Annotated in this window: 24 protein-coding genes; 21 read left to right on the top strand and 3 right to left on the bottom strand. The window is 70.8% G+C overall.

The window, feature by feature from the left end:
• Window positions 1–17: 17 nt before the first annotated feature.
• From OIE13_RS14605 to OIE13_RS14590, 4 genes are all read left to right on the top strand, one after another.
• Window positions 18–470: a MaoC family dehydratase gene (locus tag OIE13_RS14605; RefSeq protein ID WP_326830130.1), complete on the top strand. Its 453-nt coding sequence runs from the start codon at window positions 18–20 to the stop codon at window positions 468–470.
• Window positions 467–1,228, top strand: a complete 762-nt coding sequence (gene fabG / locus OIE13_RS14600) for a 3-oxoacyl-ACP reductase FabG (RefSeq protein WP_326830129.1) — start codon at window positions 467–469, stop codon at window positions 1,226–1,228. The genes OIE13_RS14605 and fabG overlap by 4 nt, the downstream gene beginning before the upstream one ends.
• 64 nt (window positions 1,229–1,292) lie before the next feature.
• Complete coding sequence (locus OIE13_RS14595) at window positions 1,293–2,048, top strand: enoyl-CoA hydratase/isomerase family protein (protein WP_326830128.1); 756 nt, start codon at window positions 1,293–1,295, stop codon at window positions 2,046–2,048.
• 1 nt (window position 2,049) lies between these two features.
• Entirely contained in the window at window positions 2,050–2,859 is an 810-nt protein-coding gene (locus OIE13_RS14590) for an enoyl-CoA hydratase/isomerase family protein (RefSeq protein ID WP_326639378.1), read from the top strand.
• Window positions 2,860–2,905: 46 nt separating this feature from the next.
• Here the strand turns inward: OIE13_RS14590 and OIE13_RS14585 are convergent, their stop codons facing one another.
• Window positions 2,906–3,937, bottom strand: coding sequence for an MBL fold metallo-hydrolase (locus OIE13_RS14585; protein ID WP_326830127.1), 1,032 nt, complete (start codon window positions 3,935–3,937; stop codon window positions 2,906–2,908).
• 94 nt (window positions 3,938–4,031) lie between these two features.
• Here OIE13_RS14585 and OIE13_RS14580 point away from each other — a divergent pair, with 94 nt between their 5' ends.
• The 17 genes from OIE13_RS14580 to OIE13_RS14500 all read left to right on the top strand — a co-directional run bounded on the left by OIE13_RS14580 (window position 4,032) and on the right by OIE13_RS14500 (window position 22,244).
• The gene (locus OIE13_RS14580) at window positions 4,032–4,832 is read left to right on the top strand and encodes an enoyl-CoA hydratase/isomerase family protein (protein ID WP_326830126.1); all 801 of its coding nucleotides are present in this window, start codon (window positions 4,032–4,034) and stop codon (window positions 4,830–4,832) included.
• A 189-nt stretch (window positions 4,833–5,021) separates the two neighbouring features.
• A complete protein-coding gene (locus tag OIE13_RS14575) occupies window positions 5,022–6,668 on the top strand; it encodes a class I adenylate-forming enzyme family protein (RefSeq protein ID WP_326830125.1) in 1,647 nt (548 codons plus the stop codon).
• 71 nt (window positions 6,669–6,739) lie between these two features.
• Window positions 6,740–8,437: a class I adenylate-forming enzyme family protein gene (locus tag OIE13_RS14570; RefSeq protein WP_326639385.1), complete on the top strand. Its 1,698-nt coding sequence runs from the start codon at window positions 6,740–6,742 to the stop codon at window positions 8,435–8,437.
• Window positions 8,434–9,684 carry an aromatic ring-hydroxylating oxygenase subunit alpha gene (locus OIE13_RS14565; RefSeq protein ID WP_326830124.1) on the top strand — a complete coding sequence of 417 codons (1,251 nt, stop codon included), beginning with the start codon at window positions 8,434–8,436 and terminating at the stop codon, window positions 9,682–9,684. Before OIE13_RS14570 ends, OIE13_RS14565 begins: the two co-directional genes overlap by 4 nt.
• The gene (locus OIE13_RS14560; RefSeq protein ID WP_326830123.1) at window positions 9,681–10,157 is read left to right on the top strand and encodes an aromatic-ring-hydroxylating dioxygenase subunit beta; all 477 of its coding nucleotides are present in this window, start codon (window positions 9,681–9,683) and stop codon (window positions 10,155–10,157) included. Before OIE13_RS14565 ends, OIE13_RS14560 begins: the two co-directional genes overlap by 4 nt.
• A gap of 12 nt (window positions 10,158–10,169) precedes the next feature.
• Window positions 10,170–10,391, top strand: coding sequence for a hypothetical protein (locus OIE13_RS14555; protein WP_326639391.1), 222 nt, complete (start codon window positions 10,170–10,172; stop codon window positions 10,389–10,391).
• Window positions 10,384–11,637, top strand: a complete 1,254-nt coding sequence (locus OIE13_RS14550) for an acetyl-CoA hydrolase/transferase family protein (protein ID WP_326830122.1) — start codon at window positions 10,384–10,386, stop codon at window positions 11,635–11,637. Before OIE13_RS14555 ends, OIE13_RS14550 begins: the two co-directional genes overlap by 8 nt.
• Window positions 11,634–12,845 (top strand): acetyl-CoA C-acetyltransferase, encoded by a 1,212-nt coding sequence (locus OIE13_RS14545; RefSeq protein WP_326830121.1) that lies wholly within the window; start codon window positions 11,634–11,636, stop codon window positions 12,843–12,845. The genes OIE13_RS14550 and OIE13_RS14545 overlap by 4 nt, the downstream gene beginning before the upstream one ends.
• Complete coding sequence (locus OIE13_RS14540) at window positions 12,842–14,224, top strand: OB-fold domain-containing protein (RefSeq protein WP_326830120.1); 1,383 nt, start codon at window positions 12,842–12,844, stop codon at window positions 14,222–14,224. Before OIE13_RS14545 ends, OIE13_RS14540 begins: the two co-directional genes overlap by 4 nt.
• A complete protein-coding gene (locus OIE13_RS14535) occupies window positions 14,221–15,414 on the top strand; it encodes an acetyl-CoA acetyltransferase (RefSeq protein ID WP_326639399.1) in 1,194 nt (397 codons plus the stop codon). The genes OIE13_RS14540 and OIE13_RS14535 overlap by 4 nt, the downstream gene beginning before the upstream one ends.
• Before the next feature lie 53 nt (window positions 15,415–15,467).
• Window positions 15,468–16,682 carry an enoyl-CoA hydratase-related protein gene (locus OIE13_RS14530; RefSeq protein ID WP_326639401.1) on the top strand — a complete coding sequence of 405 codons (1,215 nt, stop codon included), beginning with the start codon at window positions 15,468–15,470 and terminating at the stop codon, window positions 16,680–16,682.
• Between the two features lie 3 nt (window positions 16,683–16,685).
• Window positions 16,686–17,837, top strand: coding sequence for an acyl-CoA dehydrogenase family protein (locus OIE13_RS14525; RefSeq protein WP_326639403.1), 1,152 nt, complete (start codon window positions 16,686–16,688; stop codon window positions 17,835–17,837).
• A gap of 42 nt (window positions 17,838–17,879) precedes the next feature.
• Entirely contained in the window at window positions 17,880–18,743 is an 864-nt protein-coding gene (locus OIE13_RS14520; protein ID WP_326639405.1) for an SDR family NAD(P)-dependent oxidoreductase, read from the top strand.
• A 4-nt stretch (window positions 18,744–18,747) separates the two neighbouring features.
• Window positions 18,748–20,064 carry a phytoene desaturase family protein gene (locus OIE13_RS14515; protein ID WP_326639406.1) on the top strand — a complete coding sequence of 439 codons (1,317 nt, stop codon included), beginning with the start codon at window positions 18,748–18,750 and terminating at the stop codon, window positions 20,062–20,064.
• A 26-nt stretch (window positions 20,065–20,090) separates the two neighbouring features.
• Window positions 20,091–20,282, top strand: a complete 192-nt coding sequence (locus OIE13_RS14510) for a ferredoxin (RefSeq protein WP_326639407.1) — start codon at window positions 20,091–20,093, stop codon at window positions 20,280–20,282.
• A complete protein-coding gene (locus OIE13_RS14505; protein WP_326830119.1) occupies window positions 20,279–21,499 on the top strand; it encodes an NAD(P)/FAD-dependent oxidoreductase in 1,221 nt (406 codons plus the stop codon). The genes OIE13_RS14510 and OIE13_RS14505 overlap by 4 nt, the downstream gene beginning before the upstream one ends.
• 34 nt (window positions 21,500–21,533) lie before the next feature.
• Window positions 21,534–22,244 carry a nitroreductase gene (locus OIE13_RS14500; protein ID WP_326639410.1) on the top strand — a complete coding sequence of 237 codons (711 nt, stop codon included), beginning with the start codon at window positions 21,534–21,536 and terminating at the stop codon, window positions 22,242–22,244.
• A 199-nt stretch (window positions 22,245–22,443) separates the two neighbouring features.
• Here OIE13_RS14500 and OIE13_RS14495 read toward each other — a convergent pair whose 3' ends face one another.
• Complete coding sequence (locus OIE13_RS14495; protein ID WP_326639412.1) at window positions 22,444–23,346, bottom strand: dioxygenase family protein; 903 nt, start codon at window positions 23,344–23,346, stop codon at window positions 22,444–22,446.
• Window positions 23,339–24,181, bottom strand: a complete 843-nt coding sequence (locus OIE13_RS14490) for a fumarylacetoacetate hydrolase family protein (RefSeq protein ID WP_326830118.1) — start codon at window positions 24,179–24,181, stop codon at window positions 23,339–23,341. Before OIE13_RS14490 ends, OIE13_RS14495 begins: the two co-directional genes overlap by 8 nt.
• Window positions 24,182–24,196: the final 15 nt, after the last annotated feature.

Below are 24,196 nucleotides of genomic sequence, written 5' to 3'. Positions count from 1 at the left end.
CCATCCGAGGAGGGAATATGAGGATCTTCAACGGTCTCGACGAGCTCGTCGGCGCGAGTGGTGAGGTGCTGGGCACCAGTGACTGGATCACCGTCGAGCAGGAGCGTGTCGACGGGTTCGCCGACGCCACCGATGACCATCAGTGGATTCACGTCGACGTGGAGAGGGCCAAGGACGGACCCTTCGGAAGGACGATCGCGCACGGATTCCTCACGCTGTCCCTGCTTCCGGTGTTCTTCCAGCAGATCTACCGGGTCGACGGCCTCCGGATGGCGGTCAACTACGGACTGAACAAGGTGCGCTTCCCGGCGCCGGTCCCGGTGGGCTCCAAGCTCCGGGCGACCTCGCGGCTGGTGGAGGTCACCCCGCTGGACGGTGCGACCCAGATCGTGCTGTCCACCACCATCGAGGCCGAGGGTGTCGGGAAGCCGGTATGCGTGGCCGAGTCGGTCGTGAGGTACTTCGCGTGACGGGGGCGGGGCCGGTGGCGGGGCTGCTGGCGGGCCGCACCGCGATCGTGACGGGCGCGGCGCGGGGCATCGGGCTGGAGATCGCCCGGCTGCTGAGTGAGAACGGCGCCCGGGTCGCCCTGGCCGACCGGGACGCCGATGAGGCGGCCGCGGCCGCGGCCGGGCTCGGGGACGAGCGGAGCGTCTGGTCCTACGGCTGCGACGTCACCGACGAGGCCCAGGTCGATGCGCTCGTCACGGGAACCGTCGAGCGGTTCGGATCGCTGGACATCTTCGTCAACAACGCCGGCATCACCAGGGACGCCTCACTGAAGAAGATGACGGTGCAGGACTTCGACGCGGTGATCACCGTCCATCTGCGCGGCACCTGGCTGGGCGTGCGGGCCGCCTCGGCGGTGATGCGCGAGGCCGGATCCGGCTCGATCGTCAACATCTCCTCCCTGTCGGGGAAGTCCGGCAACCCGGGCCAGACCAACTACAGCGCGGCCAAGGCCGGCATCGTCGGTCTCACCAAGGCCGCGGCCAAGGAACTGGCACACCGAGGCGTCCGGGTCAACGCCGTGCAGCCGGGCCTCATCAGGACCGCGATGACCGAGGCCATGCCGCCCGAGGTCTTCGCCGCACGCGAGGCCGACATCCCGATGAAGCGGGCCGGTGAGCCGCGCGAGGTTGCGGGGGCGGTGCTGTTCCTCGCCTCCGACCTGGCGAGCTACATGACCGGCGCGGTGCTCGAGGTCGGCGGCGGGAGACTGATGTGAGCGAGCGGACCGGTGGACGCGGCAGCGTGCTCGCGCGTCCGGCGAGCGTCGGCGAGGAGGCTACGTGAGCGGGGTCGTGCTGAGCCGGGTGGACGGAGGGGTGGGGCACATCACCCTGAACCGGGCGGAGGCGATGAACGCGATCACTGTCGAGCTCGGCGCCGAGCTGGAGCGGGCACTGGTCCGGCTCGCGGACCACGTGAACGTCGTCCTGCTGCGAGGGGCGGGCGGGAACTTCTCGGTCGGCGGTGACTTCAACGAGCTCGAACGGCTGCGTGTCGCCGGGAGGGAGGCGATGCGCCCGCTGTTCTCGAACTTCGGCCGGGCCTGTGCCGCCATCGCGGAGCTGCCGGTACCGGTGGTCGCCGCCGTCGAGGGGTACGCGATGGCCGGTGGCTTCGAACTCATGCAGGCGTGCGACGTCGTGCTGGTGCACGAGAACGCGAAGATCGCCGACAACCACGCCAGGTTCGGGCAGGTGCCCGGCGGTGGCAGCACCCAGCGGCTGCCCCGGCTGGTCGGCCGGCAGCGTGCCCTCGGGCACATCCTCAGCGGCGAGCGGCTGACCGCGGCCGAGGCGGTCGCCTGGGGGCTGGCCTACCGGTCGTTGCCCGCGGACGGTTTCGACGATGCGGTGAACGCGTTCGTCACCCGGGTGGCAGGCCACAGTCGTGATGCCCTGATCCGGATCAAGCACCTGGTCCACGCCGGGCTGGACCTGCCTCCATCGGAAGGGCTGGCGCTCGAACTGGAGACCGTACTCGACCACCTCGGCGGGGAGGCCGCCGCGGCGGGCATCGCCGCCTTCAAGGGAGCCTGAGATGACACGTGAACTGATCGATTCCGGCCCGGTGCTGCTGGACCTCGACTCCGGCGGGGTGGCGCGCCTGCGGCTCAACCGCCCCGAGGCGGCCAACGGGATGGACGTGCCCTTCCTGCGGGGGCTCTACACGGCGGTCATGCGCTGTCACGGTGAGCCGGACGTGCGCGCCGTACTGCTCACCGGAGAGGGGCGTAACTTCTGCGCCGGCGGTGACGTCAAGACCTTCGCGACCAAGGGGGAGGGGCTGCCCGACTACCTGCGCGAGGCCACCTCCTGGCTGCAGATCTCGGTCTCGGCGCTGATGCGGCTGCAGGCCCCGGTGGTGGCCGCCGTGCACGGCTTCGCGGCCGGCGGCGGCGGGTTCGGCCTGGTGTGCGCGGCCGACCTGGTGGTCGCCGCCGAGTCCGCGAAGTTCATGGCCGGGGCCACCCGGGTGGGCATGGCGCCCGACGCCGGCGTCTCGGTCACCCTTCCCCGGCTGGTCGGGCTGCGCAAGGCGATGGAGATCACCCTGACCAACCCGGTCCTCACCGCCGCCGAGGCCCTCGAGATCGGCCTGATCACGAAGGTGGTCGCCGACGACACCCTGCTCGACGAGGGACTCGCGCTGGCGCGCGCCCTCGCCGCCGGTGCCCCCAGGGCGCTGGCCGCCACCAAGCGGCTGCTCTGGGACGGTCTCGGGGCGAACGTGGAGGCCAGGCTGCCCGAGGAGGCCCGTACGGTCGCCGACCTGTCCGGTACCGCCGACGCGCGCGAAGGGCTGGCCGCCGTCATCGAACGCCGGAGCCCGCTCTTCACCGGACGCTGACCCCCGTCCGAAACCCGCGCCCCCGCGGGTTTCGGACGGACGGCGCTCAGGACGGAGCATAGGCGCGGACGCCGTCGTCCAGGTCGGCGGCGACGAGCACGCCCTGGTCGGCCAGCACGTCCAGATGGGCGCCGGTCTCCAGCACGGCGAGCATCTGGCTGAACAGGTCGAGGTCGTCCAGCCTGCGCCGGCGGCGGGTCCACGGCATGGCCACGGCCACCTCGTACGCCGTCCGAGCCCCGGCCTTGATCTCGTGCGCGCAGGCGTCCAGCCGCTCCTCGTGGTGGGCCAGCAACTCCTCGACCCGGGTGTGGACGCTGAGGGTGACCGGGCCGTGCGCGGGCAGCAGCAGGGTGTCGGGCATCCCCCGGACCAGCCGCAGGGAGTCGAGATAGCTCCGCAGCGGCTTGGGCTCCGGGACGGTCTCCAGACCGAGGGACGGGGTGATGTGCGGGAGCACGTGGTCACCGGCGAACAGCAGGCCGGCCGTGGCGTCGCGCAGCACCACGTGCCCCCTGGTGTGTCCCGGCGTGGCGAACACGTCGAGTTCGACCGGGCCCAGGGAGATCCGCCGGCCGTCGTCCAGCCAGCCGTCGGGCTGCTTCTGCGGCAGGTCGCGCTCGTACTCGTAGCTCTCGGTGGCGGCGACGCGGCCGGCGATCTCCGGGGCCCCGCAGCGGCGCAGCAGCTCGATCTGGCGAGGATAGAACCCTTGCTCCTCGTCGAACGCGTCGATGGAGGGCTGCTCGCCGCGGCCGATCCGCACCCGGGTGCCGAAGGTCTCGCGCAGCCTCAGGGCCTGGGAGTAGTGGTCCCAGTGAGCATGGGTCACCAGGATGTGGGCGACGTCCGCCAGCCGGTGTCCCAGCGTTCCCAGTGCCTGGGCCAGTGCCTTCTCGGTGTCCGGCATCGCCCATCCCGGGTCGACGACCACCGGGCCCTCCGGGCTCTCGATCACGTAGGCGTTCACCGCGTGCAGGCCGTTGGAGGGGAGTGGCAGCGGCACCCGATGGACCCCCGGCCGTACCGGATGGGCGCCCGGCTCGGTCCAGTCCTCGGGTTGCTCTGCGATCGTCATGCGTCGTCTCCTCAGCATCGGTGGCTTGTCTCGAAGTCCGAATCGCCCCTACTCTATTATTTGAAAATAAATTCAAAAACTTAGGGTGGGGAACATGTCACAGCAGGCCGGTGAGATCACCGAGGGTGACTGCGTCCTGGTGGGGGAGAACGGTGCCGTACGGGTGCTGACCCTGAACCGGCCGCGCCTTCGCAATGCCATCGACCTTGAGTTGCGGATCACGCTCGCCGAGCGGATCGAGGAGGCGATGACCGACGGCGCGGTGCGGGTGATCGTGCTGACCGGGGCGGGCGGCACGTTCTGCTCCGGAGGTGACATCTCCACCATGCGCCGCCGGCCGGCCGAGGAGACCAGGCCCAGGGCGGAGGCGGCGCAGCGCATCGTGCGCGCGATCTGGTCCGGCCCCAAGCCCGTGCTGGCCGCGGTCGAGGGTTTCGCCTTCGGGGCGGGGGCGTCGCTGGCCCTCGCCTGCGACCAGGTGGTCGCCGCCTCTGACGCCGTCTTCAATCCGACCTTCACCAAGGTCGGTCTCGCCGGTGACCTGGGAATCTTCTGGTCGCTGAGCCGGCGTGTGGGGCCGGCCAGGGCGCGGCGGTTGCTGATGCTGCCCAGGGGGGTCAAGGGGGCGGAGGCGCTGGAGATGGGCCTGGCCGACGTCCTGGCCGAGCCCGGCGCCGCACTGGAGACCGCGCTGGCCGATGCCGAGAGGCTCGCCGCGGCGCCGCCGCTGGCCCTCGCCACGATCAAGGCGATGCTCGTCGAGGGGCCGTCCGATCCGTACGAGGTGCTGGCGCGCGAGGTCGACAACCAGATCCGTCTGTTCGACACCGACGACTTCGCCGAGGGGGTGGCGGCGTTCCGGGAACGCCGGCCTCCGGTCTTTCGCGGCAGGTAGCCGATCCCGCCTCCGCGGTGAGCACCCGAGGCCGGGGCTCCCGCCCCGCGGGTGTCCCGGCTCACCTGCCTTCGCAGATAACTCACAGAAGGTCTTATTTTTTTAATTTAGATTAGGTAGCGTTGGTCACCCTTGCGGCGAGATCGTTCGTTCCGTGAGAGCGGCTTCACATTTCGGAGGTAGGAACCCGTGACCACTGACCAGATCACCAGCCCGTCGGTCACACCGCCACTGCGGGAATCCTTCTGGCCGCGTGACTCCAGCGTGCCTCTGATCGAGCACACGGCCGGCTCGCTGCTCGCCGAGCGGGCCAGGACCCACGCCGGTTCGCTTGCCCTCGTGGCCGGCGCGCACGGCACGGGCGAGGAGCGCAGGCTCGGCTACGAGGAGCTGTACGCCGAGGCTCGGCGAGTGGCCGCAGGGCTGCTGCGGCTGGTCGAGCCCGGTGAGCACGTCGCGCTGTGGGCGCACAACGTCGTGGAGTGGCCGATCATTCAGTACGGTGCGGCGCTGGCCGGGGTGACGCTGGTGGCGCTGAATCCGGTGCTGCGCCCGGATGAGCTCCTGTACGCCCTGAACCACTCGCGCGCCGCCGTGCTGCTGCACGCCGATCGCAGCCGCGACTACGACCTGGCCGCGGTCGCCGCCGAGGTCGGTCCGCGGTGCCCGGCACTGCGGCACACGATCAGCCTTTCCGCTCCCGAGCGCTGGACCGCCGACCCCGGGGGGTCAGCCGCGCTGCCGGAGGTCTCTCCGGACGCGCCGGCCATGCTGCAGTACACCTCGGGCACGACCGGCAGGCCCAAGGGTGTGCTGCTGTCCCACCGGGCCCTGGTCAATGTGGCGAAGCTGACCGTGGAGGTCGCGGAAATGCCCTCCGGGGCGGTGTGCGTCGCGCCCCTGCCCATGTTCCACACCGCCGCCTGTGTGATCTCGACGCTCGGCCCGCTGTGGCTGGGGGGCACCGTGCTCCTGGTCGAGCGGTTCGAGCCGGCGGTCGTGCTGCGGCTGATCGAGCGGGAGGCGGCCACGGCACTGTTCTACGTGCCGACGATTCTGATCGCCGTGCTCGAGGCGGCGCGGGCCGGAGCCGGGCCGATGCCGAGGTTGACCGCCGTGGTGGGCGGCGGGGCGAACGTCCCCGGTGCGGTGATCGATGCGGTGTCGCGGGAGTTCGGTGCCTCGGTGCACAACCTGTTCGGGCAGACCGAGCTTGCTCCGGTGCTCACCCTGACCCGCAAGACGGACACGCCGGAGGACCTGGTGAACACGGTGGGGCGCCCGATCCCACAGGTGGACTGCAAGATCGCAGACCCGGTTACCAGGGCGGTGCGGCCGCTCGGCGTCGAGGGTGAGATCTGCGCCCGTGGCTACCAGCAGATGATCGAGTACTACGACGACCCCAAGGCGACCGCGCTCGCGGTCGACGCCGACGGCTGGGTGCACACCGGCGACCTCGGCACGATGGACGAACGGGGTGTCATCACCGTCACCGGCCGGATCAAGGACCTGATCATCCGTGGCGGGGAGAACATCGCGCCGGCCGAGATCGAGTCGTTCCTGGTCGCGCATGAGCTCGTGGTGGACGCCACGGTCGTGGGGGTCGCGGACGACCGGTGGGGCGAGACGGTCGGCGCGGTGGTCGTGCCGCGCGAGCCGGGGCGGCCCGGGCTCAGGGAGGAGCTGATCACGTACTGTCGGGAGCGGCTCTCGCCGTACAAGGTCCCACAGCACTGGTTCTTCGTCGAGGCCCTGCCGCTCACCGCCACCGGCAAGGCGCACAAGCCCACGATCAGGTCGTCCATCGCCGACGGCGAATTGAGGCCGGTGGAGTGACGGTCCCACGGGGCCCGGCGCGTTTGACGAATTAATCTAATTAATATTAAATAATCCTAGGAGGTTCCCAGGTGATCCCGAGCGTCGAAGAGCGTCGTGCGCGGCTGAGTGAGCGTTTCCCCGAGTGGACGCCGCTCACCCTTGACGGTCGACTGGAGCGCTGCGCGCAGGAGTTCGGCGACCGTCCCCTCGTGCTGACCGACGAGCGGACCCTCGGCTACGCCGAGGCCGCCGAGTGGTCGGCGCGGCTGGCGGACGGGCTGGCGGCGCTCGGGGTCCGGCCGGGTGACCGGGTCGGTCTGCTGATGGCCAACTACCTGGAGTTCGTCCCGCTGAAGTTCGCGATCGCCAAGGCCGGCGCGGTCGCCATCCCCTTCAACTACCTGTACCGGCAGGATGAGCTCGCCTACGTCCTGGCCCAGTCCGAGTGCAACGTGCTGATCACCATGACCGGTTTCGCCGGGCTGGACTATCTGGACATGCTCGACGCCGTCGCCCCCGGCTGGGAGCGCGAAGGCGGCGAGACGCTGCCGGAGCTGCGCCAGGTCGTGCTGCTCCCCACCGACGGGCGGACCCGCGAGGGGGTGCTGACCGTGGACGGCCTCGGCGAGCTGGGCGCGGGCGCACCCGGCGCGGCCGCACCCGGAACGCGGACCCCCGACGATCTCGGGGACATCCTCTACACCTCGGGCACCACCGGCTCGCCCAAGGGGGTGATGGTCACCCACGACGCGGTGCAGCGCACCGCCTACGCCTCCGCGCTGAGCAGGGCCTTCGAGGACGGCCGGCGCATCCTGTTCTCGCTGCCCTGCTACCACATGTTCGGCTACGTCGAGGGCCTGCTCGCGGCCATGATGGTGGGCGGGGCGATCATCCCGCAGACCGCGTTCAGCCCGGCCGGCTACTTCGAGGGGATCGAGCGCCACCGGGCCACCGAGATCCTGTGCGTGCCGACCATGACCGTCGCGCTGCTCGAGCACCCCGACCGGCTCACCCGTGACCTGTCCTCGCTGTTCGCCATGCTGTCCGGTGCCGCGCCCTCGCCGATCTGGCTCTGGGAGCGGGTCCGCGCCGAGCTCGGCGTCACCGAGCTGGTCACCGGCTACGGCATGACCGAGTGCGGTGGGGCGATGACGATGTCCCTGCCCGAGGACCCGCTGGAGCGCGCCTCCGCCACCGTCGGCCGGCCCAAGCTCGCCGGCGTCGCCGGGCTCCCCGGCGACGTCTGCGTCTACCGGACCGTCGACCCGGTGACGGGGGAGTTCCTGCCGGCCGGCACCGAGGGCGAACTCGTCTCCACCGGGCCGACGCACATGCTGGGCTTCTGGAACAAGCCCGAGGAGAGCGCGCTCGCCCTGCGGGACGGCTGGGTGTACTCGGGTGACCTCGGCATCGTCCGAGAGGACGGCTACCTGGTGCTCACCGGCCGCAGCAAGGAGCTCTACAAGAGCGGTGGCGAGCTGGTGATGCCCAAGGAGATCGAGGATCTGCTCACCGCGCGGCCGGGGATCAGCCAGGCGTACGCGATCGGCGTGCCCGACGACAGGTGGGGCGAGACCGGCTGCGTCTGGATCGTTCCAGAGCCGGGAGCGAAGCTCGACGCGGACGAGATCATCGCGTTCTGCAAGGAGAACCTGGCCCGTTTCAAGGTGCCCAAGCACGTGCTCTTCGCGGAGCCGTCGGAGCTGCCGACCACGCCGACCGGAAAAATCCAGAAATTTCGGCTTGTTCAGCAGGCCAAGGCACGTATTGAAGGAGGGAAATCGTGACCGTCCAGTACTCGGAGCTGATCCAGCCCGAGAGGGTGCACGGTTCGCTGTACACCGACCCGAGCATCTTCGCGGAAGAGCTCGAACGGATCTGGTACCGCACCTGGGTGTGCGTCGGGCACGTGAGCGAGGTGGCGCGGCCCGGCGACTACGTGCGCAAGAACGTCGCCGCCCAGGACGTCATCATGACCAGGAGCACGGACGGCGAGGTCGGCCTGCTGCTCAACCGGTGCGCGCACCGGGGCAACCTGGTCTGCGAGGACCGGCGGGGCAACTCCAGCTCGTTTCGCTGCCCCTACCACGGCTGGACCTACCGCAACACCGGTGAGCTGCTCGGCTACCCCTACAACCAGGGGTACGGCGGTAAGAACAAGCTCGAACTCGGTCTCGGCCGGGTGCCCCGGGTGGACACCTACCAGGGCTTCGTGTTCGCCAGCTTCGCCGCCGAGGGGCCGACCCTGAAGGAGCACCTCGGCGCCGCGGCGGGCGAGCTGGACCGGCTGGCCAGGCTCTCCCCGGAGGGAGAGGTCGAGCTCACCGCCGGCTGGCTCAGGCACCGTGCCAAGGCGAACTGGAAGCTGCTGGTCGAGAACGAGACCGACGGCTACCACCCGCAGTTCGTGCACGGCTCGGTGTTCAGCGTCACCGGCAGCCCCATCGGAGCCCTCTACAGCGACAAGTCGACAGCCGTCACCCGTGACCTCGGCGGCGGCCACAGCGAGAACGACCTGCGCCCGGAGTTCCGCAGGGCCGCCCGCCCCATGGGCTGGTTCGGCACCTCCGAGGCCAGGGTTCCCGACTACGTGGCGAAGATGCGCGCGCTCCACGGTGAGCAGGCCGAGGAGATCCTCATCGAGGGCGCGCCGCACGTCATGGTCTTCCCCAACCTGTTCATCGCCGAGATCAGCGTTTTCACGATCCAGCCGACGGCGGTCGACGAGACCGTGCAGAACGTCACCGCGGTGCAGCTCAAGGGCGCCCCGGAGATGAACCGCAGGCTGCTCTCGCAGTGCGTCGGCTCGGTCGGCCCCGCAGGCATGCTGCTGGCCGACGACTCGGAGATGTACGAGCGCAACCAGCGCGGCATGGCCGCCCGGCGGCCCGAATGGCTCGACATCCGCCGCGGTGTGGGCCGCGAGCGCATCGACGAGAACGGTTTCCGGATCGGCGCCGCCAACGACGAGACCGGGATGCGCGGCTTCTGGGCGCACTACCGGGGCCTGATGGAGGAGGGGGCCGCGCAGTGAGCAGTCTGGAACCCGGTGAGATCGAGCGCTTCCTTTATCGCGAGGCACGGCTCGCCGACGAGCACGACTACGACGGATGGGAGGCCCTGTGGACCGACGACGCGCTCTACTGGGTACCCGCCGGAGGCCCCGACGTGGACCCCGAGTCGCAGATGTCGGTCATCTACGACAACCGCAGCCGCATCAGGACGCGAATCAGCCAGCTCAAGACGGGTAAGCGCTACTCCCAGTCGCCGCCGTCGAACATGCGGCGGCTGATCTCCAACGTCGAGGTGGTCGCGGTCGAGGGGACCGACACCGTGGCCGAGGCGAACTTCGTGCTCGTCGAGTCCCGCGAGCGGGGGACCACCCTGTGGTCGGGCCGCGTCACCTACCGGCTGCGCCGCGTCGAGGACGACATCCGGCTGGCCTACAAGAAGGTGGTCCTGGTGAACAGCGCGGAGGCGCTTTCCACCCTGGCCTTCCTCATCTGAAGGAGTCCGGCAGTGGATCAGTGGATCATCGCCAGCGAGTTCGCCGAGGTGGCCGTGAGCCTCGACACCGACGCCAACGGGCCGCGGCTGCGCGTCGAGGACCTGCGCGGCGGCCGGGTGCGCTACCTGGACGCGCTGGAACTGGAGTCCGTCGTCTGGCTCTCCGACGAGCGGGTGCGCGAGTTGCTGGACCCCTCGGCCGGTCGCTGGAGCGACAGGCCCGCCGATGGCTGAGATCCTCGAAGGGGCCGGGCGGCTGGACCTGGTGGCCCACATCCGGCCCGGTGACGCGGTCATCTGGGGACAGGCCTGCGCCGAGCCGCTCACCCTGACCGAGCGGCTCATCGAGCAGCGTGCCGAGATCGGCGGCCTCCGGTGCTTCCTCGGACTGCCCGCCTCGGACACGATCCGCCCGGAGCACGCCGACCACCTGTCGTTCCTTTCCTACTGCGGTGGCGGCGGTAACCGTGCGCTGCACCGGGCCGGCGTCCTGGACATCCTGCCGTGTCACTACTCGACACTGCCGGATCTCATCGAGAGCGGGGCCCTTCCCGTCGACGTCGCCCTGGTCCAGCTCTCGCCCGCGGACGGCGCCGGGCGCCACAGCCTCGGCATGGCCGACGACTACCTGTCCGCCGCGATCGACAGGGCCCGCGTGGTCATCGCGGAGGTGAACGACCAGGTGCCCTGGACGCACGGGACGCGCACGCTGACCGCCGCCGACCTGGACGTGATCGTGTTCACCTCCCGGCCGCCGGCCGAGATCGTCAAGAGTGTGCCCGGTGACGCGGAGGAGCGTGTCGCCGGGCACGTCGCCGGCCTGATCGAGGACGGTGCGACCCTGCAGCTCGGGCTTGGCGCCCTGCCCGAGGCGATCGTCGCCCGGCTGGCCGACCGCCGTGACCTCGGTGTCCACTCCGGCCAGATCGGGGACGCCGTCGCCGACCTGATGGAGGCCGGAGTGATCACGGGCGCCCGCAAGACCGTCGGCCGGGGCCGTACGGTCACCGGAACGCTGATGGGAACGTCGCGGTTGTTCCGTTATGCCGACGGCAATCCGGCGATCGAGCTGCGCGACACCCGCCACACCCACGACCCCGAGGTGCTCGCGGCTCAGGAGCGCCTCGTCGCGATCAACTCGGCGATCGAGGTCGACCTGTCCGGTCAGATCAACGCCGAGGTCGCGCGCGGCTCGTATGTCGGCGCCGTCGGAGGTGCGATCGACTTCCTGCGCGGGGCGGCCCGCTCCCGGGGCGGCCTGCCCATCGTGGCGCTGACCTCCACCGCGAAGAGCGCCAGCCGGATCGTGGCGAACCTGAGGGGGCCGGTCAGCACGTCCCGCGCCGACGCCGGGATCATCGTCACCGAGTACGGAGTGGCCGACCTGCGCGGGCTGTCCCTGGAGGAGCGGCGCGCCCGGATGCTCGCCATCGCCCACCCCGACCATCGCACCGCGCTTGAGAAGGAGAGCTGTCCATGAGAAGAGCCGCGATCGTCGCCCCGGTCCGCACGCCGGTCGGTGCCTTCGGCGGGACCCTGCGCCCGGTGCCGGTGGAGGATCTGGCCGCCACGGTCATCAGGGCCGTCGTCGAGCGCTCGGGCATCGACCCCGAGCGGATCGAGGACGTGGCGATGGCCCAGTCCTACGCCAACTCCGAGACGCCGTGCGTGGGCCGCTGGGCCGCCCTGCACGCGGGCCTGCCGGTCGCCATCCCCGGCTTCCAGATCGACCGGCGCTGCGGCGGCGGGCTGCAGGCCGTGGTCACCGCCGCGATGATGGTGCAGACCGGAGCCGCCGACGTGGTGGTGGCCGGTGGCGTGGAGAGCATGAGCAACGTCGAGCACTACTCCACCCAGGTCCGCTGGGGCAGCCGCTCCGGCGGTGTGCGGTTGCACGACCGGCTGGATCGGGGCCGTGAGCGGTCCCAGCCCGAAGGGCGCTTCGGCCGGATCTCCGGGATGATCGAGACGGCCGAGAACATCGCCCGCCGGTACGGGATCACCCGCGAGGAGGCCGACGACTACGCCGCGGGCAGCCACCGCCGGGCCGCCGCGGCCTGGGAGGCCGGAGTCTTCGACGACGAGATCGTCGGGGTCCAGGTGCCGGTGCGGCGCGGCGATCCGGTCATGTTCGAGCGCGACGAGGGCATCCGCCCGGACAGCACCCCCGAGACGCTGGCCGGGCTGCGGACCCTGATGCCGGGCGGGACCGTGACCGCGGGCAACTCCAGCCAGCAGAACGACGCCGCCGCGGCCTGCCTGGTGGTGGCCGAGGACAGGCTGGACGAGCTCGGGCTGGAGCCGCTGGGATTCCTGGTCGGCTGGGCGGCGGCCGGCTGCGAACCGGCCACCATGGGACTCGGCCCGGTGCCGGCCGTGGCCAGGCTGTTCGCCGCGACCGGCGTGACGTTCGACGACATCGACCTGGTGGAGCTGAACGAGGCGTTCGCCTGCCAGGTGCTCGGCGTCGTCAAGGGCTGGGGGTTCTCCGGCCCGGCCGAGCTGAGCGACCGGCTGAACGTCAACGGCTCCGGCATCTCGCTCGGGCACCCGATCGCCGCGACCGGGGTGCGCATGCTCACCACGATGCTGCACGAGCTGCGCCGGAGGGGTGGCGGGTACGGCCTGGAGACCATGTGCGTCGGCGGCGGCCAGGGCATGGCCGCCCTCTTCGAGGGAGTCTCGTGAACACGCCGAAGGGGATCGTGGCGTACGCCACCTACCTGCCCAGGCACCGGCTGCGGCACGCGGACCTGGGCGCCGCGCTGGGCACCGGGGGCGGCACCGGATCACGGGTGGCCGCCTCGTTCGACGAGGACAGCACCACCCTGGGGATCGAGGCCGCGCGACGGCTGCCGCGCGGGGGAGAACGGCCCGGGGCGATCTTCTTCGCCACCACCTCGCCCGCCTACCTCGACAAGACCAACGCCGCGGCCGTGCACGCGGCCCTCGGCCTGGGCGCCGACGGCTTCGCGGTGGACCTGGCCGGGTCGGCGCGGTCCGGCACCGGCGCGCTGCTCGCCGCCGCCGCGAGCGGGGGCCTGGCCGTACTCGCCGACGTGCGGACCGGCCTGCCGGGCTCGGCCGACGAGCGCGACGGGGCCGACGGGGCCGCGGCGTTCCTGTTCGGCGACCCCGATGAGGCGATCGCCGAGATCGTGGCCCGGGTGTCGGTGACCGCGGAGTTCCTTGACCGCTGGCGCACGCCGGACGAGCCGGCCGCCCGCCGCTGGGAGGAGCGTTTCGGGCTGGAGAGCTACCTGCCGCTGGTGACGGAGGCAGGACGGCGGGCCCTCGCGGAGGCGGACGTCGCCGTCCCCGACCACGTGGTGCTCTCCTCGCCGAACCCGCTGGTGGCCAGGCGGGGGGCCGCGCTGTTCCCCGCGCGGGTTCCGGCGGGAAGGACGCCGGGTCACGCGGGCGCGGCGGACGTCGGGCTGAGCCTGGCGGAGGTCCTGGACCGGGCGGCGCCGGGCGAGACCGTCCTGCTGCTCGCCGCCGTGGACGGCTGCGACGCGCTGGTGCTGCGGGCCACCGACCGCATCGAGGGCGGGCGCCAGGCCCACCCGATCTCGGCGCAGCTCGCCGCCGGGCGAGATGTCTCGTACACCGCCTATCTCACCTGGCGCGGCCTGCTGGACCGGGAGGCGCCCCGGCGACCGGAACCCGAGGTGGCCGCGGGGCCGCCCTCGGCCCGGTCGCAGGCCTGGAAGTTCGCGTTCACCGGGTCGCGGTGCCGCGGCTGCGGTTTCGTCCACCTGCCCCCGGCGCGGGTCTGCAAGGGCTGCGGAGCCGTGGACGAGATGGAGCCGCACCCGCTGTCGGGCGTGCGGGGCACGGTCGTCACCTTCACCGCCGACCGGCTGGCGTACTCTCCCTCGCCGCCGCTGATCGACGTCGTGGTCGACTTCGACGGCGGCGGGCGGTACACGATGGAGCTGGCCGACGCCGCCCCGGACGAGGTGGAGATTGGGATGCGGGTGGAGACGACGTTCCGCAGGCTCCACACGACCCAGGGAGTGCACAACTACTTCTGGAAGGCACGGCCCGTGGAGGACGAGCGATGAGCGCAAGGGGAATCAAGGACCGGGTCGCGATCGTGGCCATGGGGTGCACCAGGTTCGGCGAGCACTGGACCTCCTCCACCGACGATCTGCTGATCGACGCCGTGCGGGAGTGCATGACCGCGGTACCGGGCACGGACCTGGCGGATGTGGAGGCGTTCTGGCTCGGCACGCTCGGCTCGGGGCAGTCCGGCCTCACCCTCAGCCGCGCGCTCGCCCTGGACTACCGGCCGGTCACCCGGGTGGAGAACTACTGCGCGACCGGTTCGGAGGCATTCCGCAACGCCTGCTACGCGGTGGCGTCCGGAGCCTACGACCGGGTCATGGCGGTCGGGGTGGAGAAGCTCAAGGACTCGGGTTTCTCCGGGCTGACCCGGATGGACCCGCCGGGAGACGGCACGGCCGCGGAGAACACCCTCACCGCACCGGCCGCCTTCTCGCTGCTCGACCCGGCCTACTGCGCGAGGTACGGCGTCGACCCCGCGGGGATGCGGGCGGCCATGACCCATGTGGCCTGGAAGAACCACGCCAACGGGGCGCTCAACCCCAAGGCGCAGTACCGTGCCCAGGTGTCCAAGGAGAAGATCGCCGCGGCGCCGCTGGTGGCCGGGCGACTCGGGGTGTTCGACTGCTCGGGGGTCTCCGACGGCGCCGCCTGCGCACTGATCGTCCGTGCCGAGGACGCCCACCTCTACACCGACCACCCGGTGTATGTGAAGGCATTGGCGCTGACGGCGGCGCCGGGACGCGCGGCGATGGATCCCGGCTACGACTACACGACCTTTCCCGAAGTGGTGCGGAGCGCCCAGGACGCCTACCGGCAGGCCGGGGTCACCGACCCGCGCACCGAGATCTCGCTGGCCGAGGTGCACGACTGCTTCACGCCCACCGAGCTGGTGCTGATGGAGGACCTGGGCTTCGCCGAGTGTGGCGAGGCGTGGCGCGACGCCCTCGACGGCGCCTTCGAACTCGGCGGACGGCTGCCGGTCAACCCGGACGGCGGCCTGAAGTCCTTCGGCCACCCGGTCGGCGCGAGCGGGCTGCGGATGCTCTACGAGTGCTGGCTGCAGTTCCGCGGTGAGGCCGGGCGGCGGCAGTTGAGCGACCCCAGGCTCGCTCTCACCCACAACCTGGGCGGTCGCCCGGGCGGCTGTGTGTCCTTCGTCTCGGTGGTCGGTTCCGAGCTCGGCTGATTGGCATCAGGACATTTTTTAGTTTAGATTAAATTAAATCAGTGGAGGATTCCATGGTGAACGAAGTACAGGTGGCTCGCGATCTCTACGTCGCCCTGAAGGCCGGCGACCGGGATCGGCTGTCGGAGTTGCTGCATCCGAGCTTCGTGGCCAGGACCACCGAGGGCCTGCCCCTGGGACTGGGCGGTGTTTACCACGGCGTCGAGGAGACATGGAGGGAGTTCTGGGGCCGTATCGGAGAGAACTTCCGCGTTCGCGCCGAGCCGCAGGGTTTCCACCCGCTCACCGACGGGGGCCTCCTCGTGACCGGCGGATACGTGGGGAAGGCCCGTGCCACCGACGCCGGGGTCGACGCGGCGTTCGCCCACCTACTCCGGTTCACCGGGGATCAGGTCTCCGAGCTGATCCAGTACACCGACAGCGCCCGCTGGGCACAGGCGCTGGACGCGGGCCCCAAGGCGGAAGCGGCTCCCCGCAGGGAACTGTCGGTCGTCGACTTCGAGCTGAACGACGGCCTGGCCAGGATCCGGCTCAACCGGCCGGCCGCGCGCAACGCCCTCGACCTCGACATGGCGCTCGACCTGAATGAGGTGTCCCTGCGCTGTGCCGAGTCCTTCGACCTGCGCGCGGTGCTGCTGACCGGTGAGGGGCCGGCCTTCACCGTGGGCGGGGACGTCAAGCTGTTCGCCTCGACCGAACACGCGGAGCTACCCGCGCTGGTCCACCAGATGATCGGGCCCTACCACGAGGCACTCGACCGGCTGGCCCGGCTGGACGCGCCCATCGTGTGTGCTGTCCACGGCGCCGCGGCCGGGGGCGGGCTCGGCCTGATGCACTGCGCGGACCTCGTACTCGCGGCCGAGGGCACCAAGTTCGCCCTCGGCTTCAGCGCCCTCGGTCTGTCCGGTGACGGAGGCAGCACCTGGTTCCTGCCCCGGATGATCGGATCGCGGCGGGCGGCGGAGCTGTTCTTCCAGCCGCGTGTGCTGACCGCCCGCGAGGCTGAGGAGTGGGGGCTCGTCTCACGTGTCGTCGCGGACGACGCGCTCGAGGGCGAGGCTCTCACCGCCGCCAGGCGGCTCGCCGCGGGCCCGACCCGTGCCTTCGCGGAACTGCGGCATCTCCTGCGCGCCGGCTGGGACAACACTCTGACCGAGCAACTGCTCGCCGAGCAGGGGGCACAGGAGCGGACGGCTGCCACAGCCGACGCGGCCGAGGGCGTGGCCGCCTTCAAAAGCAAGCGCGAGCCCGACTTCCACGGACGGTAAAGAATGATCATTGACAGTGAAGACCAGCGGCTGCTCCGGCAGAGCGTCGGCAAGATCGCGGAGCGGTACGGCCACACCTACTTCGCCGACCGGGCACGTGCCGGTGGCCGGGTCGACGAGCTCTGGGCCGAACTGGGCGAGGGAGGCTTCCTCGGCGTGCACCTGCCGGAGGAGTACGGCGGTGGCGGAGGCGGCCTGGCCGAGTACGGCGTGGTGCTGGAGGAGCTGGCGGCACACGGCATGCCGCTGCTGATGGGGGTCATCTCGCCCGCCATCACCGGCTCGATCGTCTGGCGGCACGGATCGGCTGAGATGAAGGACGAGTGGCTGCCCGGTATGGCGGCCGGGACGAAGAAGATGGCGTTCGCGCTCACCGAGCCCGACGCCGGCTCCAACAGCCACCAGGTCACCACCGGCGCGCATCGCGACGGCGACGGCCGGCGGCTGACCGGCACCAAGTACTACATCTCCGGCGTTGACGAGTCCGACGCGCTGCTGGTGGTGGCGCGCGACGGCGAGCCGGGCCTGTCCGGGCGCGCCCCGCTCTCGCTGTTCGTGGTGCCCACCGATGCCCCCGGCCTGGGCTTCCAGGAGATCGTCACCGAGCTCGTCGTCCCGGAGAAGCAGTTCACCGTCTTCTTCGACGACGTACGGATCGGTCCCGAGGCACTGATCGGAGAGGCGGGGCGGGGCCTGCGCCAGGTCTTCGCCGGCCTCAACCCCGAGCGCATCCTGGCCGCCTCGCTCAGCAACGGCATCGGCCGCTACGCCCTGGACAAGGCCGCCCGCTACGCCCGCGAGCGGCAGGTGTGGTCCACCCCGATCGGCGCCCATCAGGGAGTGTCGCACCCGCTCGCGGAGGCCTACATCGCTGTGGAGCTGGCCAGGTTGGCCACCGCCCGCGCAGCCGAACTCTACGACTCCGGCCAGGACGCCGCCGAGGCGGCCAACATCGCCAAGTTCACCGCCGCCGACGCGTCGCTGAAGGCACTTGACCAGTCCATCCAGACGCACGGTGGCAACGGGTTGTCGCGGGAGTACGGCTTGGCAGACCTGTGGTTCGCGGCCCGGCTGTTGCGCACCGCCCCGGTCAGCCGGGAGATGGTGCTCAACTACATCGCCCAGCACAGTCTGCGGCTTCCGCTCTCCTATTAGTTCCGTTTTCGACTTTTCGCCGTAGAACAGAGAGGTTTACCGATGGCAGGTGTACAGGATCGCGTGATCGCTGTGACCGGAGCAGGGGGAGGGCTCGGCCGCGAGTACGCGCTGTTGCTCGCCCGCTCCGGCGCGAAGGTCGTCGTCAACGACCTGGGCGGGGCGCGTGACGGTTCCGGCTCGGGTACGACCATGGCCGACGCGGTGGTCGCCGAGATCACCGAGGCCGGCGGGCAGGCCGTGGCCGGCTACGACAGCGTGGCCTCGGAGGAAGGTGGCGCGGCCGTCGTCCGCACGGCGCTGGAGGCCTTCGGCCGCATCGACGGAGTGGTGAGCAATGCCGGCATCCTGCGCGACGTGGCCTTCCACAAGATGACCACCCAGCAGTGGGATGCGGTGCTCCAGGTCCATCTGCACGGCACCTACCACGTCGTCCGTGCGGCCTGGCCGTACTTCCGGGAGCAGGGGCACGGCAGGATCGTGGTCGCCACCTCCAACACCGGCCTGTACGGCAACTTCGGTCAGGCGAACTACGGTGCCGCCAAGCTCGGCATGGTCGGTCTGATCAACAGCCTCGCCATCGAGGGCCGCAAGTACAACATTCTGGCCAACGCGATCGCGCCGCAGGCCGCGACCCGGATGACCGAGGACATCGCGCCGGCCGAGCTGCTGGCCAAACTTCCGGCCGCGCACGTCGCGCCGGTCGTCGGCCATCTGCTCAGCGACGAGTTCGCCGACAGCGGCACCGTGGTCGTCGTCGGTGGCGGCCTCTGCACCCGGGTGCAGCTTTTCGAGTCCAAGGGCGTCACCTTCGCCGACGTGCCGACCATCGAGCAGGTCGGCGAGCGCTGGGCGGAGATCGTCGACATGGACGGCGCGGTGCCTGCCGTCAACAGGGTGGGCTGAGAGGATGGAGACGACCGTGGACGACTTCGACGCCCTGGTGATCGGGGCAGGAGCGGGTGGCCTGTGCGCCGCCGCCAGGCTCTCCCACCTCGGCTACCGCACCCTCGTGGTCGAGCGGCTGGACCGGGTCGGTGGCCGGGCGTCCACCTACGAGATCGACGGCTTCAAGGTCAACAACGGCGCCATCGTGCTGGAACTCGGCGGCGTCACCGAGGAGACCTTCGCGACCGTCGGCGCGCCGTACGACGTCCGGATGCCCGCACCTCCGCTGCTCTACCGGATCGGCGGCAAGGACATCGACGTGACCGGTGGCGGCTGGGGGTTCCTGCTCGGCAAGCTCACCAGGCAGGGCGCCAAGCTGGTCAAGGGGCTGGGTGCGGCCAGGGAGGACAGCGGGCTGCCCGAGGCCGAGCTCAGCACCGCCGAGTGGGTGTCGAAGTACACCGGGAACGAGAACGTGCACGGGATGTTCCGCAACATGTGCGGCTCCATCTTCGCGGTCGGCTCCGAGGAACTGCCCGCCCGGGTCTTCCTCACCTACTTCACCCGCAAGAGCGCCTTCAAGAAGTTCGGCTTCCACCCCGAGGGCACCATCGGCGCCTGGCGGGCGCTGGCCGACGTGGTGACCGGGAACGGCGGCGAGGTCTGGCTGGACAGCGAGGTGCGCTCGCTGACCGTCACCGACGGTCTGGTCACCGGCGCGGTGATCTCCCGTGACGGCGAGAGCGTCGAGGTGGGCTGCCGGATCGCGGTCAGCAACGCCGGACCGGCGGCGACCGTCGAGATGGTCGGCGCGGACAATCTGCCCGCCGACTACCGCGACGAGGTGCGGCGCAAGGACCGCCCCTGCGCGATGATCACCGTGAACATCGCCAGCCAGGAGCGGCTCATCGAGGCTCAGGGCATGCTGAGCTTCGGCAAGACCCGGCGGCTGTGCTACATCGCCAACTTCACCGACCTCTGCCCGGAGATGGCGCCGCCGGGCTGGCACCTTTACTCCGCCTCCGGCGTGCCCAAGCCGGCCGTCGGTGACTTCGACGAGCGGGCCGAGACCGAGCTGATCATGGAGGACCTGCGCGAGCAGGTGCCCGGCTTCGAGCGGGCGCGCGTGCTGTCCACCGTGGTGACGCGTGACGGCTGGCCGCCGCAGCGCGCCGTGGCCGGCTTCGACCTGGCCCCCACCACGCCGATCCCGAACCTGTGGAACGTCGGGGACGGGGTCAAGGAGTACGCCAACGGCGGCACCACCGCGTGTGCCGAGACCGCCAAGCTCATCGTCGAGCAGATCACCGAGCGGCACCCCGTCGGCGCCGGCCGCTGAGCCCGCGTCTCACCCAAGGAGGAACAATGAAGATCGTCGTCGACTACGCCAGGTGCACCGGCCTCGGTATCTGCGAGTCACTGGCACCCGGCGTCTTCGAGGTCGACGATTCCGGTGACCTCATCATGCTGACCGAGACGATCTCCGCCGACGACCTCGAAGGGGTCCGGCAGGCGATCGAGGGCTGCCCGACCGAGGCACTGCGGCTGGAGCCATGAGCAGCGGGCGGCACCTTGTCGTCGTCGGAGCCTCCCTGGCGGGTCTGCGGGCGGTCGAGGCCGCCCGCAGGAGCGGCTTCGACGGCCGGATCACCCTGATCGGCGCCGAACCCCATCTCCCCTACGACCGGCCCCCGCTGTCCAAGACCTTCCTCGACGGCGAGGACCTGCCGCCCTTCCGCGGCGAGGAGGTGCTCCGCGAGGAGCTGGGTGTCGAGCTCGCGCTCGGCGCCGCGGCGACCGCGCTGGACATCGGGGCCAGGACCGTACGGGCCGGGGAACGGGAGTTCGGCTACGACGCCCTGGTGATCGCGACCGGGGCGGGCGCCCGCGCCCTTCCCCGCACCGGCGGCCTGCGCGGCGTCCACACCCTGCGCACCCGTGACGACGCGCTGGCCGTACGGCGGGCGCTCGACGCGGGCGCCAGAACGGTCGTGGTCGGCGCCGGTTTCATCGGCTCCGAGGTCGCCTCCGCCGCACGCAAACGGGGCCTGGACGTGACGATCGTCGAGGCGCTGCCGACCCCGCTGGTACGCGCCGTCGGCGAGACCATGGGCGGGGCGTGCGCCGCCCTGCACGCGCGGGGCGGCACCGAACTGCGGTGCGGGGTCGGCGTGAGTGCGGTGGAGGGCGACGGGAGGGTCGAGCGGGTCAGGCTCTCCGACGGGACCGTGCTCGCCGCCGACCTGGTGGTGGCCGGCATCGGGGCGGTGCCCGCCACCGGCTGGCTGGCCGGCTCGGGACTGACCCTCGACGACGGCGTCGTCTGCGACGAGACCCTGTTCACCGGGGCCCCGGGGGTGTACGCGGCCGGAGACGTCGCCCGCTGGCACAACCCGCTCTTCGGCCGTCACATGAGGTTGGAGCACTGGACCAGCGCGGCCGAGCAGGGCGCCGTGGCGGCGCGCAACGCGCTGGATCCGGCCGACGCCAAGCCCTACTCCACGGTCCCCTACTTCTGGTCGGACTGGTACGGTGCCCGCATCCAGTTCGTCGGGGTCCCCGTGACCGACGAGGTCCGCGTCGTCGACGGTGATCTCGCGGGGGAGCGCTTCGTCGCACTCTACCGCGCGGGCGACCGCCTGGTCGGTGCGCTCACGCTGAACGGCCAGCCTCAGGTCATGAAATATCGTGGGTTGATCATGCGGGGTGCCTCCTGGGCCGAGGGCCTGGAGTTCGCCGACCGTCGCCGGGCCGCGGCCAAGGAGAGCGTGTGACGGACCACGAGGAGCGTCAAGGAGCGTTGCCGACATGACCGTCGAAGAGGCCGGCCGGGACGATCCGGTCATCAGGCTCGACGACGCGCTGGAGCGGATCCTGACGGCGCGGCACAGTTGCCGCGCCTTCCGCCCCGAGCAGGTGCCGGCGGAGCTGATCGAGCGGATGTTCGCCCTTGCCCAGCGCACCGCCTCCTGGTGCAACTCCCAGGCCTGGCAGGTGATCCTGACCAGTGGTGAGGCGACCGAGAGGTTCCGCGCCGAGCTGTACGCCGCCGCCTCGACCCGGCCGATGCGCTCGGACATCCCCGGACCCGAGGAGTACCGCGGCGTCTACCGGACGCGGCGGCGGGAGGCGGGCCACGGCCTCTACAACAGCCTGGGCATCGACCGCGAGGACCATGAGGGGCGCGACCGCCAGCTCCTGGAGAACTTCCGCTTCTTCGGCGCGCCCCACGTCGCGGTGATCACCTCGGACCGGTCGCTCGGCCCCTACGGCTACATCGACTGCGGTGGTTATGTCGCCACCCTCCTGCAGGCCGCGGAGAGCCTGGGCATCTCGGCGATCCCGCAGGCCGCCATCGCCATGCAGTCGGACACCGTGCGCGCGCACTTCGAGATCCCCGACGACCGGGTGATCGTCTGCGGCGTCTCCTTCGGCCACTCCGACACGGAACACCCGGCCAACTCCTACCGAGCGGGCCGCGAGGAGCCGGCGAACGTCGTCGACTGGCGCGACCGGTAACCGCCGAACGGTCCGGCGGCCACCGACGAATGCTCCCCTCCGACGCATGCTCCCCTCAGGCGGAGGGGAGCATGCCGATCGCCTTATTTCGGGGAGATCGTCACCAGCGGCGTCACTCCCGCATGGCGTGCCGCGCCGTAGGCCGGTGCCCGGTCGAGAGGTGTCACCCGTGCGCTCGTCCGTGCGCTCGTCTGTGTGGTCACCTCTTCATCTCCGACTCGGTGGCGAGCCTGATGTCGAACGTGACGTCCAGGTAGGGCCCGCCCATCCCGTACCGCTCGATCGAGGTCTGGTCCTCGCGGGGTTCGAAGTCGACGATGATCTCCGGTTTGACCGCGAAGGCGGCGTCGGAGTCCAGGTAGGGATCGTCGTTGACGAACACGTGGGTGGTCAGCGTGTGATGGCCGGGTGCCTCGACGCGGATGTGGAGGTGGCCGGGGCGCATGGGATGACGTCCCATGGCGCGGAGCATGTCGCCTCCCGGGCCGTCCATCGGCACGGGGTAGCTGGCGGGCTTCACGGTGCGGAACCAGTACTCGCCGTTCTCGTCGGTGGTGAACAGGCCGCGCAGGTTGCCTTCGGGCTGCTCGTCGTCCTGGGTGTCGTAGTGGCCCCTGTCGTCGGCCTGCCACACGTCGAGGGTCGCACCCGGCAGACGGTTCCCGTGGCAGTCCTGCACGGTTCCGTGGATCACGGCGCTCTCCGCCCGGCCCCACTCGGGGCCTGCGGCGATGAGGTCGCCCAGTTCGCGCGGCGGGGCCGCGGAGTGGAAGGGCCCCTCCACCGAACTCGGCGTCATGTCGGCCGGTCCCTGGTTGTTCACGTCGTCGACGAGCGTGGTCAGTCCCAGCATGTCCGAGAGCAGGACGAACTCCTGCCGGGTGGGCGTGCAGAACGAGCCGGTACGCGCGAGGAAGGCGAGTCCCGCCTCCCACTCGGCCGCCGTCGGCCGCACGTCCTCGACGAAGCCGTGCAGGTGACGGATAAGGCTCTCCATGATGGTCATCAGTCGGGTGTCCGCACCCCGGAGCTGGTCGACGACCTGCTCGGTCACGGGGTGGCCGCCGGCCAGGCCGTGCCCGGTGGTCACGGTCTCACTCATGCGAGTCCTCTGCGTTCTCTGCGTTGATCACTGGAGTACGGACGCTGCCCAGCTTCTCGACCTCCACCTCGACGACGTCGCCGTCGTGCAGCAGCCACGGGGGGGTACGCGCATAGCCGACCCCGGACGGCGTTCCGGTGGCGATGACGTCGCCGGGCCGGAGCGTGAACGTGCGGCTGATGAACGAGAGGATCGCGCCCACGGAGAAGATCATCTGGTCGGTTGAGCCGTCCTGGGTGATCTTACCGTTGATCTTCGTGGTCACCCGGAGACCGGCGTTGGGGTCGCCGACCTCGTCGGCGGTGACCAGGTCCCCGAGCGGGCCGCTGTTGTCGGCGTTCTTGCCCAGGGTCCACTGGGTGGTGAGCTTCTGCGCGCGACGGGCCGTGATGTCGTTGAAGGTCGCGTAGGCGAAGACACCGTCGAGCGCCTCGGCCTCGTCGGCCATCCTGAGGGGGCGTCCGATCACGGCGGCCAGTTCGACCTCCCAGTCGAGGCCGTCCTCGTCGACCGGAACGCTCACGGGCGTGCCGTCCACGGACAGCGACTGGGTCCATCGACCGAAGATCGTGGGGTGATCGGGGACCGTGAACGGTCCCTCGTCCACGTGGGCGCGGTAGTTCAGGCCGACGCACAGGACGCGGGCGGACGGCGGCACCGGGGGCGCGAGTCGCAGATCGTCCTGCTTGAGAGGAACGCCGCCGGAGGCCTTCGACACGGCCGGATAGGGGTCCCGCCAGAAGGAGAGGACGTCTCCCAGGGGTTCGATGAGGCCGTCGTCGAGGCGACGCCCGACATGGACGGCATCGCCCTGGTGATAGCCGATGAGCCGCATGGGCCTTCCTTCCTG

Source organism: Streptosporangium sp. NBC_01810 (genome assembly GCF_035917355.1).
In the GTDB taxonomy this organism is placed as follows: Bacteria; Actinomycetota; Actinomycetes; order Streptosporangiales; family Streptosporangiaceae; genus Streptosporangium.
Note: the sequence above shows the minus strand (reverse complement) of the source record. Positions and strands in the feature narration are given on the sequence as shown.